Source organism: Pseudomonas paracarnis (assembly GCF_904063055.1).
GTDB classification, from domain to species: domain Bacteria; phylum Pseudomonadota; class Gammaproteobacteria; order Pseudomonadales; family Pseudomonadaceae; genus Aquipseudomonas; species Aquipseudomonas paracarnis.
The window spans coordinates 144294-156321 of the sequence record NZ_CAJFCN010000013.1 but is presented as its reverse complement, the minus strand read 5'-3'; the positions used below and the strand labels follow the sequence as shown (position 1 = coordinate 156321).

Annotated in this window: 12 protein-coding genes and 2 pseudogenes; 9 read left to right on the top strand and 5 right to left on the bottom strand. The window is 60.4% G+C overall.

The window, feature by feature from the left end:
- Positions 1 to 568: 568 nt before the first annotated feature.
- The 3 genes and pseudogenes from JMV15_RS23400 to JMV15_RS23390 form a co-directional block, all read left to right on the top strand.
- On the top strand, positions 569 to 1891 hold the full coding sequence (locus tag JMV15_RS23400; RefSeq protein ID WP_049277574.1) for a methyl-accepting chemotaxis protein: 1323 nt from the start codon (positions 569 to 571) through the stop codon (positions 1889 to 1891).
- 74 nt (positions 1892 to 1965) lie between these two features.
- The gene (locus tag JMV15_RS23395; protein ID WP_049277576.1) at positions 1966 to 3210 is read left to right on the top strand and encodes an HD-GYP domain-containing protein; all 1245 of its coding nucleotides are present in this window, start codon (positions 1966 to 1968) and stop codon (positions 3208 to 3210) included.
- Between the two features lie 150 nt (positions 3211 to 3360).
- Positions 3361 to 3636: pseudogene (locus JMV15_RS23390) on the top strand (putative ATP-dependent zinc protease); the annotation flags it as partial.
- Here JMV15_RS23390 and JMV15_RS23385 read toward each other — a convergent pair.
- The 4 genes from JMV15_RS23385 to JMV15_RS23370 all read right to left on the bottom strand — a co-directional run bounded on the left by JMV15_RS23385 (position 3551) and on the right by JMV15_RS23370 (position 8036).
- Positions 3551 to 4168: a recombinase family protein gene (locus tag JMV15_RS23385; protein ID WP_049277571.1), complete on the bottom strand. Its 618-nt coding sequence runs from the start codon at positions 4166 to 4168 to the stop codon at positions 3551 to 3553. The pseudogene JMV15_RS23390 and the gene JMV15_RS23385 sit on opposite strands and share 86 nt — an antisense overlap.
- A 63-nt stretch (positions 4169 to 4231) precedes the next feature.
- Positions 4232 to 5449: a TniQ family protein gene (locus JMV15_RS23380; RefSeq protein WP_054471483.1), complete on the bottom strand. Its 1218-nt coding sequence runs from the start codon at positions 5447 to 5449 to the stop codon at positions 4232 to 4234.
- Entirely contained in the window at positions 5446 to 6354 is a 909-nt protein-coding gene (locus JMV15_RS23375; protein ID WP_003465065.1) for a TniB family NTP-binding protein, read from the bottom strand. The genes JMV15_RS23380 and JMV15_RS23375 overlap by 4 nt, the downstream gene beginning before the upstream one ends.
- Positions 6355 to 6356: 2 nt before the next feature.
- On the bottom strand, positions 6357 to 8036 hold the full coding sequence (locus JMV15_RS23370; protein WP_003465068.1) for a Mu transposase C-terminal domain-containing protein: 1680 nt from the start codon (positions 8034 to 8036) through the stop codon (positions 6357 to 6359).
- 246 nt (positions 8037 to 8282) lie between these two features.
- On the opposite strand from JMV15_RS23370, the gene JMV15_RS23365 reads away from it, so the two are divergent.
- From JMV15_RS23365 to JMV15_RS23335, 6 genes and pseudogenes are all read left to right on the top strand, one after another.
- Positions 8283 to 8660, top strand: coding sequence for a type II toxin-antitoxin system RelE/ParE family toxin (locus JMV15_RS23365; protein ID WP_003151133.1), 378 nt, complete (start codon positions 8283 to 8285; stop codon positions 8658 to 8660).
- Positions 8641 to 8976: a helix-turn-helix domain-containing protein gene (locus JMV15_RS23360; protein WP_001172026.1), complete on the top strand. Its 336-nt coding sequence runs from the start codon at positions 8641 to 8643 to the stop codon at positions 8974 to 8976. Before JMV15_RS23365 ends, JMV15_RS23360 begins: the two co-directional genes overlap by 20 nt.
- A 14-nt stretch (positions 8977 to 8990) precedes the next feature.
- Positions 8991 to 9326 (top strand): hypothetical protein, encoded by a 336-nt coding sequence (locus tag JMV15_RS23355; RefSeq protein WP_000741275.1) that lies wholly within the window; start codon positions 8991 to 8993, stop codon positions 9324 to 9326.
- Positions 9327 to 9349: 23 nt separating this feature from the next.
- Positions 9350 to 9676, top strand: coding sequence for a hypothetical protein (locus tag JMV15_RS23350; RefSeq protein WP_000091614.1), 327 nt, complete (start codon positions 9350 to 9352; stop codon positions 9674 to 9676).
- Positions 9673 to 10053, top strand: a complete 381-nt coding sequence (locus tag JMV15_RS23345; RefSeq protein WP_001054412.1) for a hypothetical protein — start codon at positions 9673 to 9675, stop codon at positions 10051 to 10053. Before JMV15_RS23350 ends, JMV15_RS23345 begins: the two co-directional genes overlap by 4 nt.
- Positions 10054 to 10209: 156 nt before the next feature.
- Positions 10210 to 11471 (top strand): annotated as a pseudogene (locus JMV15_RS23335) (HD-GYP domain-containing protein).
- A 157-nt stretch (positions 11472 to 11628) separates the two neighbouring features.
- On the opposite strand, the gene JMV15_RS23330 reads toward JMV15_RS23335, so the two are convergent.
- Positions 11629 to 11988 (bottom strand): hypothetical protein, encoded by a 360-nt coding sequence (locus tag JMV15_RS23330; RefSeq protein ID WP_201491930.1) that lies wholly within the window; start codon positions 11986 to 11988, stop codon positions 11629 to 11631.
- Between the last annotated feature and the right edge of the window lie 40 nt (positions 11989 to 12028).

Sequence of the window (12028 nt, the reverse complement as noted above, 5' to 3'; positions counted from 1 at the left end):
GGAGTCCGACGACACGCGCATGTAGCCAACCAACATAGGCGGATAACCATCAAAAACAGGTTTCCGCATAATAGTGAATAGCGATAGAGTTTTCCGTACATTTTTGAGGGGGTGTTGCACAGGTAGCTGTCATTTTCAGAAGTCGATTGCACCTAAGGTCAGAAGTCGATTGCACTACTGAGGAAGCCCTCGCTGTTGCGGACTCATGGGCTGGCACGAGAGGATCTCTATAGGTCATGTACATCCGAGCCCCACCCCACCACTCGCAAATTTGTAGGCAAAGGTGTGTCAGGAAAATGAGTAACCTGACGCTAGTCAATCTGGGGTACTGACAGCTATGGCATGCCGCCAGATGGACATTTCATGCTAATAGCGTCTTGCAGGACACGAGTGGTAGCAAATAGACACTAATAGTCGTTGCATAAACTTCCAACATTCAGCATCTTGCAACGGTAACCATGGACGGAGACATTGAGCCGCTTACACCGATGAGCAAGGTTTTTTGGTTGGCAAGCGCGATCACTATGGACGGACTTTCATCGGTTTCCACTTCAGAGCTATTGCCATCGTGCTATTCAATTCTAATAAAAAAAATATCAGCGCCCTGCAACAAACCATCGCCCAGCAAGCCAGTCTGCTCGAAGCCATCAACCGCTCCATGGCGGTAGTCGAATTCGACCTCAATGGCATCGTCCTCCGGGCCAACGACAACTTTTTAAAGACCATGGGCTATCGCCTGGAGCAAGTGCTCGGCCAGCCGCACCGCCAATTCTGCACGCCTGCCTATGCCCGCAGTGGCGAGTACTCACAATTATGGTCCCGTCTCAACGCCGGCCAGTTCGAGTCGGGCACCTTCGAGCGAATTGCCGGCAATGGCCAGACGATCTGGCTGGAAGCCAGCTATAACCCGGTCAAGGACGAGCTTGGTAACGTGGTGAAGGTGGTTAAGTATGCCCTTGACGTCACCTTGTGGGTACAACAGGAGAGTGAAGCCAAAAATAAGTTGCAGGCCATAGACCGGTCCATGGCCATCATCGAGTTCAATCTGGACGGCAGCATTATTGACGCCAACCAGAACTTCTTGGATGTGGTCGGTTACAGTCTGGCCGAACTCAAGGGCAAACATCACAAACTGTTCTGCCGTCCAGCACTGGCCAACGGCAGCGAGTACCAGGACTTCTGGCGACGCCTGAATCAGGGCGAGTTTTTCAGTGGGCAATTCGAACGGGTAGGCAAGCGCGGGCAAACCTTGTGGCTGGAAGCTAACTACAACCCGGTGTATGACGCTAGCGGACGGTTATGCAAAGTGGTGAAGTTTGCTACAGACATCACCGCCAAGATGGAGAAGCATGCGCAGGACGCTCAGAGCGCTAGCGAGGCGTATCACATCTCGGTCGAGACACGCCAAGCGGCTGAACATGGCTCCACGGTGATCCAACAAGCAGCGAGTGAAATGCGGGAGATTGCCTCGAATATCGAAGGTTCGTCAGCCCTCATCACCAAACTTGGCGAACGCTCCGAGCAGATCACCACCATCGTCAACACCATCCGCGGAATTGCCGATCAGACCAACCTGTTGGCTTTGAACGCTGCTATCGAAGCCGCTCGAGCGGGTGAACAAGGTCGCGGCTTTGCGGTGGTGGCCGATGAAGTCCGTCAGTTGGCCGCACGCACCAGTGGCTCGACGGCGGAGATTTCCGGGATGATTGGCATGATCCAGAACGAAACACAGCTAGCCATCAAGAGCATGGAAGGCACCCGTGACCGGGCCACTAAAGGCGTCGACCTGGCGGATCAGGCGGGCGCGGTGATCCAGCAAATTAGCGACGGTGCCAGCAATGCGGTGCAGGCGGTGAGTATGCTGGCCAAGGAGCATGGTCATACCCGGTAGAACTCACGAACAGCCGGATCATCGGCACTGCGCATAACAGACGTGTGGTCAAATCCTATGGGGAGATCTTCATCGTGCTGAAACGTATCGCGGTTACCGAGGTCCGCCTCGGCATGTACATCCATGAGCTTTGTGGTTCATGGATGGACCACCCTTTCTGGAGAGCGCGTTGGTTGCTCCATAGCGAGCACGATCGACAGCGCATCCTCAAATCCAATGTGACGACGCTATGGATCGACACCAGCAAGGGGCAGGACACTGCCCAAGGCCAGGCAAGCAATACGCTCGAAGAAGTTGAGGTTGAAACCGAAGCCCGATTGCTAGCCGTGGACAACACGGCGCTGCCGCCTCTAGCCGGGATGACTGAAGAGCTGTCACGTGCCCTCAAGCTCTGCGCCCGCTCCAAAGTCGCCATTGTCGAGATGTTCAACGAGGCGCGCATGGGCCAAGCTATCAACTTGGAGCACGTCGCGGCGCTGGTGGAGGAAGTTTCCGACTCGGTACTGCGTCACCCCAATGCCTTAATCAGCCTGGCACGTCTGAAGACTTCCGCCGAATACACCTACATGCACTCTGTGGCGGTGTGTGCATTGATGATTGCCCTGGCCCGCCAGCTTGGCCTGTCAGCCGACCAAGTCCGGGAGGCAGGCTTGGCCGGCCTCCTGCACGACATCGGCAAGGTGTCCATACCGGATGCGATCCTCAATAAGCCTGACAAACTGACCGACGCCGAGTTCAGCATCATGCGCAGCCATCCCAGAGCGGGCGGCAGGATGTTGCTGAAAAGCCGCCAGGTCAGCGCGCTCACGCTCGACGTTTGCCTGCACCATCATGAGAAGGTCGATGGCTCCGGCTACCCCTATCGCCTGGTCGGTGAGCAAATCAGTCTGTTCGCGCGCATGGGCGCGGTGTGTGACGTGTATGACGCGATCACGTCGGAGCGCCCCTACAAGAGGGGCTGGGATCCCGCCATAGCGATTCGCAAGATGGCTGAATGGAAGGGACACTTCGACGACCAGGTGTTCCAGGCCTTCGTCAAGTCGGTGGGCATCTACCCGGTTGGCGCCTTGGTGCGCTTAGAAAGTGGGCGTCTCGGCGTCATCATGGAGCAGCACAAGAGTTCACTGCTGACACCCATGGTCAAGGTGTTCTTCTCGACCCGCACGAAAATGCCCATTGCCCAGGAACTGGTTGATCTTAGCAAACTGGCCGGTCGTGACAAGATCGTCGGCCGCGAGTCGGCTAGCGACTGGGGTTTCAAGAACATCGAGGAGCTATGGTCGGGCCTCCCCGCCAGCAAGAGGTCGCATTTCGATTAAACATCGACGGCAATCGCGTCGTGAGGACCAACGCGACAACCGCCTGCTTTGCCTGCCATACCTCACAAAAAGATCACGGCTATGTGTTCAGCCGCTTGCGTGACTGAGGGTGAACCATAATGGACAGAAGGTAAAACAACTTGTCCGTTCGAGCATAAGGTTGAGCGTAATTTAAAAGTCCGGGGTGCCGGTGGCGCCGAGCACCAACCGGTGGTGCAGATGACTATTTGCATTGGAGACCAGATCTATAACGAGCAGTTCTCCTTGAAGAATCAAGGCAAGATGAACTACCCCGTTCTGATCGGGCGTCATACTCTTGAGAATCAGGATTCTGAGCAACTCATTGGGCTCTCTCCAGTAGTTTCGCTCCGTCACGCCGCAGCTCGCCCTTGGGCGAGACATGTCGATAGAGCGTCTGACGGGTAATATCCAGCTCTTCACACAAATCCGACACCTTGGTTTCCGGCTGTCCCATGGCCGCCATCGCTAGGCGTAGTTTGGCAGCGGTCATCTTGAACGGGCGCCCCCCTTTCCTGCCGCGAGCACGCGCCGAGACGAGCCCGGCGACCGTCCGCTCAGAAATCAACTCCCGCTCGAACTCTGCCAGTGCCGCGAAAATCCCGAACACCAGCTTTCCCGCCGCAGTAGTAGTGTCGATGGCCGCACCGTGGCCGGTAAGCACCTTCAGTCCTACGCTACGCGCGGTAAGGTCGTGGACAGTGTTAATTAAGTGGCGAAGGTTACGCCCTAGTCGATCGAGCTTCCAAACCACCAAGGTATCGCCTTCACGCAGGGCCTTCAGACACGCGGCCAATCCGGGCCGATCATCTTTCCGTCCCGAAGCCATGTCCTCATACAGATGTGCAGCTGCCACTCCGGCAGCAATCAAAGCATCTTGTTGCAGAGTAATTGTCTGGGAGCCGTCTGCCTTCGATACCCGCATGTAGCCGATCAGCATACCGCCCCCATTGTCACAAATACGTTCGATTATGTGACAGTGTGAGCCAGAAAGTTCTCGCCGTCAAAAACTGTCACTTAACCCGTCATTTAGTCTAAGACCTGCAAACGGCCATTCAGGCTCGTAATGTGACAAAAACTCCGGCGGGATGCCCTCCTTGGTGAACGTGGCGCGCAAACGTTCCAGGGATTCGGGGTCGCGTCGCCCGTAGGACGCCAGTGTGAACAGCAAGCGGGCCGTCTCCGGGTTGTGTCGCGCTTCAATGATGGCCTCATCGATGGCCTGGGCTGCTCGTTGCCAGTGGTTGATGGGTTCCGGCTTCGGCACCTTCGCCGGCAGGCCGTTGGTGAAACCAGTGTGCGGCTCCGTCTGAAACAGCGCGGCCTGTTCCCCGCGCGGGATCAGCGCCTTTGACTCGATCAGCGTGATGGCGGTGGCCGCCGCCTCCAGCATCTGCCACTGCACCGCCGGGGCCAGAATCTCGTAGGGACGCCACAGACTCTGCCCGGCGCGCAGCGGATGGCCGCAGCGCTCCCAGACATGGCGGATGCTCGCCGAGCAACTGCCGCAGTGCGAGAGCGGCGTGTTCAGCTCATCAAGCAGGGTGCGCAGCAGCCGGAACCACAAGCCGGCGTGGACACGCCGACGCGGCAGCTCCACAAAACCCGTCGTCAGCGCCTGCCAGGTGCGCCGGTCCATGCAGGCGATTGCGTCATCGGCAGGGCGCGGCGCAGCATCGGCGATTTCCCACTGAAGATACCGGCCGTGCATGCCCCAGTAGGACTCCAGCCAGCAGCCATGCTGCGGGCAGCTCAGCATCAAGGGGAGCTGCCAGACGAGTAGCACAGCTTGATTCGTTGGATCGTTCAGACACTGCGGACACGCCCGGCGAATCGTCTGGCTCGGTAGCCAGGCACGCCAGCGAGTGATGGACCGCACCTTGCGGGTGCGCTTGGGCAGGAGCACCGCGCATTGGAATGTATAGGTTTCCAAGGCTGCTGGTACCGAATCGTCGAGACTGTCGAGCAGCCACGGCACCCAGCCTGCAAGACTCATGCTGCGCAACCGCTCCAGCTCGACGCCACTGCGCTGGCAGAGCGCCGTCAGCAACGACAAGGATGGTGCGGTATCCAGGTCATCAAGTTGGCTGTGACCAAGATCGTGGGCCAGCAGCTCGTGCACGTCCATCTGGTAGCAGGCGGCGACCCGGTTGAGCCATGAGGACAGGGCTTCGCCTTCCTTGGGTGCCGGATGCAGCGGCCAGCGCGGCGCGGACTTCACATCAGTTCCCGCTCGAACTGTCGCCGCCGCTCACTGGGGCCGATGTAGTCGGCCATGCTGAGCGTGCGGTGGTTGATCGCTTCCTCGCCACTCTCCACGGCGGCGACGGCCGCCGCCACCAGCAGATGTGCAAGCTCGCCGATGGTGCCTTCGCTCCGGGTGAGCAGGTAGCGGGCCATGTCCAGCGTGGCAATCGGGGATGGCCGCCGTAGCGGGAGTGACGCCGCGAAGCTGGCCAGCAGCGAGCAGCAGTCCTCATTGGCCTCCCACGGCGGCAGCAGCATCGGCTCGAAGCGGTTTTCCAACTGATCGTCCGAACGGATGGCCAGGTACGCCTCGCGCGTGCCGACCCCGACCAGGGGGATACGCAGCTCGTTGCCGAGGAAGCGCAGCAGGTTGAGGAACTCGCGCCGGTTAACGCTGTTGCCAGCCAGTACATTGTGCAGTTCGTCGATCACCAGCATGCGCACGCCGACCTTGCGCAGCAGGGCCAGCGCCAGTTGCTCCATTTCCGGCAGCCGTGGGCGCGGGCGCAGCGGCGCGCCCATCGCAGCCAGCAGCGCGACATAGAAGCGGATCACCGATGGCTCTGACGGCATCTGCACGACCAGCACCGGGATATGTTCTTGGTCAGCGTCGGTGCCGACCGGGTGCGCCCGCCGGAATTTCTCGACGATCATCGACTTGCCGTTGTTGGTGGGGCCGACCAGCAGCAGGTTTGGCATGCGTTGCTTGTTCGGCCACGCATACAGAGTTTCCAGCCGGTTCAGCGCCTCGACCGCGCGCGGGTAGCCGATCCAGCGGTCGGCGCGAATGCGCTGGATGCGCTCGTCTGCCGGCAGCCTGGCCAAACCCTGTGCCGCTGGCAGCAGGTGGGACAGGTCAATGACGGGATATTCGTCCACGGCTACCACTCCTCGATCTGATCGAACGGTTTGGCCGGCGGCAGGTTGTCTGCCTGCGGGTCAGCCATGTCCACATCCGGCGGTATGGGCTTGGCCGGTGGCTCCGACGTCTTGAGGTGCTGGCGGCGATCAGCGTCGCGCCGCGCCTTGCGCGTGGCCTTCTGGGCGGTGGTCACGATCTCGCGCATCTGCCCGATCATGCGGAACAGCGCCGACTCGTCCACCTGCTCGCGCCCGAGCTGACGCAATTTGGCCAGCGCCTGGCGTTGTTCCCAGAGGGTGACGGCCGGATGGGACAAGGTGCGGTAGTGGATCTCCAGATAGTGCTGACCTTCCGGTTCCAGTACCCAGATGCGGCTGATGTCGCGCGGATCGCGCCGGATCAGGAAGGCGGGCAAGCGCTCGCGCCGGGCAATCCACGGCTTGAGGGCGTCGGCGTAGTAGTGGATGTGGTCGATGACAAAGCCGGTGCGGGTCAGGGTGCGGCGGATCACCGGCAGGAAATCGACCAAAAACGCGGTGGGGCGGGTAACGACGGCCGGGACGCCAACGCGCTCCACGGCCTCGGCCCAGCGCGCGGCCGGCGGCTGGAGCAGGCCGTTGTGCACGGAGCCGTGATAGGTGCCTACCGCCAACGCGAGCCAGCGCTCCAGCTCGCGCAGCGTCAGGGTGGCCATCTTCTCGGAATCGTACTCGCCGCGCTGGCCGGGATTGGAGAAGGTCGTCCCCGGTAATTCGTCGTGGATCATCTGCATCGCCGTGCCGATGATCCGTTCCACGATGCCGCCGTAGTGCGGCTGGCCTGGTGGGCGATAGTCCAGCCGGATGCCATGCTGTTCGCAGCCACGGCGCAGCGCTTCGCTTTTGAACTCGGCCGCGTTGTCCAGATAGAGCAGCCTGGGCTTGCCGCTCATCGGCCAGTCCATTTCCACATTCAGCCCTTCCAGCCAGGGCCGCTTGTCGCAGGCGGCATGCGCGAGGCATAGGCCGACCGAGACGGCGGACGGCGCTTCCAGCGTGACCACCATGCCGAGTACGCAGCGCGTGAACACGTCGATGGCGAGGGTCAAATATGGGCGGCCAATCGGTTGCCGGTCGCGCTCGTCGACCACGATCAGGTCGATGACGGTGTGGTCGATCTGCACCTGTTCCAGCGGCATGGTGACTTCGGGCGGAATGCCACCCGCGCCTTGCAAGGGACGGGCAGCGTCCTGCCCGCCCCGGCTGCGGGCTATTTTCGCCGGGTGTAGTCCGGCAATCCGCTGGGCCACGGTGTTGCGCGCCGGCACCGGCAGCTTCTGGGTTTTGCACGCCTGCGCGACTTCGCGGTGGAACGCCGCCAGGCTGCGTTTCTGCTTGGTCAGGAAGCGCTTTTGCAGCAGCTCGCGGATGATGCGCTCGACCGGTTCCGGCAAGCGCCCCTTGCCTTTGCCGCCGCCGGATCGGCCGGGCGTCAGGTCTGTTACCAGGCCAGTACCCTGCCGGGCGCGACGGATCAGGACATATACCTGTCGCCGGGACAGGCCCAGCGCTTGGGCTGCCTCATCGGCGGCTTCATGCCCGACCACCTCAAGCGCTGCCAGTGGCCCGATGATTTCCGTCCGGTGCCGGGCTTGCGCCCATGCCTCGTCGGGCAGGGTGGCCACGCCTTGCGCGGCAATCGGTGGAGTGTCTGATGTCATGCCCAAACCTCGCTTTGGTGCACACGAGTATTGAGCATAGTCGAGATTGGTGCAGACGACTCCTGATATTGGGCTGTCAGGAGCCGTATGCACACCAGGCGTTACATCCAGTCAGATGGTGCGGTCGTCTTCTGAAAACGACAAGCACAGCGGCGGCTGACAGCCTGTCGCAAAACAAATGTTTTACGACACCTCCTTGAGGTTGCCGCGTTTACATCATTACCTGAACAGGTATAAAATTCCGTCATGACAAACAAAGAAAAACCGCTCGAATGGATCGCGAGCAGCCACAAGGATTTGATGGCGTTGCCGTCCGACGTGCGTCGCCGTTTCGGTTACGCGCTCTCGTTGGCGCAGATAGGCGATCAGGATGACGCAGCAAAGGTGCTCAAGGGGTTCGGTGGTGCCGGCGTGCTGGAGGTCGTCGAAGACGATGCCGGCGGCACCTATCGAGCGGTATACACGGTCAAGTTTGCGGAAGCGGTGTTCGTCCTGCACTGCTTCCAGAAGAAGAGCAAGAGCGGAATCGCCACGCCAAAGGCCGACATGGACATCATCCGCGCTCGGCTGAAGGTGGCCGAGGTATTGGCACAGGAGCTACGAAATGCAAAAACGAATCATTGAAGGCGTCGAGGTTCAGCGCAGCTCGGGCAACGTCTTTGCCGACCTTGGACTGCCTGACGCTGAAAAGCTCAAGATCAAGACCGGCCTGGTGGTCGAGATCAGGAGGGCCATGCGCGCCCTTGGGCTGACTCAACAAGCGGCGGCCAAACGCATGGGCATCCCGCAACCGAAGGTGTCGGGCATGATGCGCGGCGACTTCACCAATCTATCCGAACGCAAGCTGATGGATTGTCTGAATCGCCTCGGCTACGACATCGAAATCAAGGTACGGCCAGCAGCCGAGCCGATCGGGCATCTAACGCTCGCAACCGCTTAATCGGAGCTCTCCTGATGGCAGCCCGCATCACCGACGACGAATGGGACGAACTGACTCCCGAGAATTTCGATACCACGGCACTGCTGCGTGCAGTCGATGCCGTGGACGTGCTGCGCGGCGATTTGAATGACAGCGCAGACGGCGCACCTCCGCAACTGCGCACCGACCTGTTGAAGCTGCATCAACTGGCAATGGCCGCGTTCAACGAGGGATCACGCAGCCGAGTGGCTGAGCTATTTGATCTCGCCGTGGATCTTCAGGATCAGGTTGATCATCTGATGACCTCGCTGGAACAAGTGCAAGAAACCCTGTCCCGGTTGACGGCGCTCTACCCAGAAAGCCTGTCCTGAATGTTCTTGGAGACAACCACATCATGAGCCGCAGCCGCCGCAAAACGCCCATCGTTGGGCACACGACCTGCCGTAGCGAGCGCGAGGACAAGAAACTCTGGCATCAGCGCTGGCGAACCCACGAGCGCACCGCGCTGGCCAGCGCGTCGCCGGAAGCTCTATGCGCCCATCTGCCTCTACTGGAAAACCAGGTCAGCAACGTCTGGTCGATGGGTAAGGATGGCCGCTCCTACTGGCCCATCAAGCGCCAGGCCGCCACGGCGGATCGCATTGCCAACCACAAGGGACGCAATCCGCAAGAGCGCGCCTCCCTGAAAAAGCGTCTGCTGCGCAAGTGGATGAGCAAATGAACCTGTCCACCATCGAGGCGCTGGCTATCGCTTGGGCGCGAATCGCTGAAGAAGCAGAACTCCCAGCCGGCTACGAGGGCACGGCGACGCCAGAGGCGCATCGGGCCTGCGAGGTGATCCAGGAGCGGATTCGAGAGCACGTCGTCGCCACCAATGACATGCGGCTGTTCGGCCTGCTGCACCTGCTTGGGCAGGCGTCGCTGCGCATGGAGCAAGCGCTGTGGCCGGAAGAATATGCGCGGATGACCCGCGAGGTCGAGGAAGCTCTCCGAGAGGCCGACGACCCCAACGCCAAGTCGTACACCCACGAAGAAGTCATGCAGGCGATGCAGGAACGCATCGACCGAGCGCGAGACAAAGCCATGTTGATCGGCTGACGGAAATTTCGGCGGTTCCGGCTGATCCAAGAATCTTGGCGTGACCTTACCTCCGCTCTACCGCTGGGTGCCAGCCTCGGCGCACGCCTAACCACCCAACTCAGAAAGGAAAATAAGTTGGTAAAACGCATTCCCGTATCCGAGCTTCGTCTCGGCATGTACATCCACAAGCTCGCCGGCTCTTGGGTTCGACACCCATTCTGGCGCGGCAGCTTCCTGCTGACCGAGCCTCAGGATCTCTCTGCCATTCGAGAATGTGGCGTCGGGGAGGTCTGGGTCGACTTGGCCAAAAGCCAAGTCGACCCAGAGAGCCCAGAGAGCCCAGAGAGCCCAGAGAGCCCAGAGAGCCCAGAGAGCCCAGAGCCCAGAGCCCAGAGCCCAGAGCCCAGAGCCCAGAGCCCAGAGCCCAGAGCCCAGAGCCCAGAGAATTGTCGGAGGAGCAATCTCTGCCGTCTAGTCCACTAAGCAAGAAAAGTGACGGCGCAACCTCAATGGAGAGCGAAATGTGTTATGCACGGAAACTCTGTCTTGCGGCCAAGTCCCAAGTCATGGACATGTTCCAGGAAGCCCGGCTTGGCAAGGCCGTCGACCCAAGCACGACGTTGCCGCTGGTCGGAGAAATCGCTGCCTCGGTGCTGCGCCAACCTCATGCCCTCATCAGCGTCGCACGCATCAAAACGCACGACGATTACACCTACCTGCACTCGGTTGCCGTCTGCGCCCTGATGCTATCGCTGGCCCGGCATCTCGATCTAGACGAGGAGCAAACGCGCCTGGCTGGCATCGGCGGACTGATGCACGACCTAGGCAAGGCCGCGATGCCGCTGGAAGTGCTTAACAAACCAGGCAAGCTCACCGATGCCGAGTTCGCCATCATGAAGCGCCACCCTGTGGAGGGCGCAAAGATGCTGCGCGCAGGCGGGGCCGAGCCCGGGGTGGTGGACATTGCCCTGCACCATCACGAGAAGATCGACGGAACCGGCTACCCGGATCGCTTGGCCGGTGACGCCATTTCACTCCTGGCCCGCATGGGCGCAATCTGCGACGTCTATGATGCCGTGACGTCGGAGCGAGCCTACAAAAAGCCGTGGGACCCGTCCGCGGCGATGCGGCAGATGGCCAAGTGGGAGGGCCATTTCGACAAACGCATCTTCCACGCCTTCGTCAAGGCCGTGGGCATCTACCCCGTCGGCTCCTTGGTTCGCCTGTCCTCTCAGCGTCTGGCCGTTGTCGTTGAGCCGGGAATGGAATCACTGCTGACTCCCAAGGTTCGCGTGTTCTTCTCGCTACGCTCGAGAGAGCCGATCCCGATGCAGACCATCGACCTGGCGGCCACGAGTTGCAAGGACAGTATCACTGGCCCCGAAGACCCGACGCTCTGGAACTTCAAGAACCTCGACGACTTGTGGATGGAATAGCCCCCACAAAACGACGGCCCCGTGAGGGAGCCGTTGAACATCGTCGAGCGATGCCCGTCCAGGGAGGGATGGCCGAGCTCGATTCTCCAGAAGGTAGCTGGTGACACGAGTGTTGAGCCCACCCAACTAGGGTGACGGAAATTTCTGGGGTTCCGGCTTACATCCCCATATAGCTAGACTCTCCGCCTCCGGTCGCACCCGATAGCCAGCCCCAAACGAAACTCAGGGTAGTGCGCCCGGCGTGATCAACACCTACCGTGCCTCGTGACCACCCTGCGAGCAGCTCCCCGTCCAGGGTGACGCACTGATAAAGCAGCTCGATAGTATCTGGGCCGGTCACCCGCCCGACCTGCGTTCCCAGGCGAATTCGGCCACCTTGGTAAGTGCTCGAAATCACCCCGCCTTCGACTTCGTAATGAAACACGGTGCCGGTACCGGACAACCCTTGGGCGTTGTTGGCGACCACGAACCGGCGATTGTGCAAACGTGCGTGGACGGTAGCAGGAGGGTTTTGCATCAATACGCATCCTTGAATTGAGCGAATTCAAAACACAAAA

What these genes read in the sequence shown, in the direction of transcription:
- JMV15_RS23355 (WP_000741275.1), top strand. Translation starts at nt 8,991, where the DNA reads ATGGCAGCCCGCATCACCGACGACGAATGGGACGAACTGACTCCCGAG.
- JMV15_RS23345 (WP_001054412.1), top strand. Translation starts at nt 9,673, where the DNA reads ATGAACCTGTCCACCATCGAGGCGCTGGCTATCGCTTGGGCGCGAATC.
- JMV15_RS23330 (WP_201491930.1), bottom strand. Translation starts at nt 11,988, where the DNA reads ATGCAAAACCCTCCTGCTACCGTCCACGCACGTTTGCACAATCGCCGG.
- JMV15_RS23370 (WP_003465068.1), bottom strand. Translation starts at nt 8,036, where the DNA reads ATGACATCAGACACTCCACCGATTGCCGCGCAAGGCGTGGCCACCCTG.
- JMV15_RS23365 (WP_003151133.1), top strand. Translation starts at nt 8,283, where the DNA reads ATGACAAACAAAGAAAAACCGCTCGAATGGATCGCGAGCAGCCACAAG.
- JMV15_RS23385 (WP_049277571.1), bottom strand. Translation starts at nt 4,168, where the DNA reads ATGCTGATCGGCTACATGCGGGTATCGAAGGCAGACGGCTCCCAGACA.
- JMV15_RS23350 (WP_000091614.1), top strand. Translation starts at nt 9,350, where the DNA reads ATGAGCCGCAGCCGCCGCAAAACGCCCATCGTTGGGCACACGACCTGC.
- JMV15_RS23360 (WP_001172026.1), top strand. Translation starts at nt 8,641, where the DNA reads ATGCAAAAACGAATCATTGAAGGCGTCGAGGTTCAGCGCAGCTCGGGC.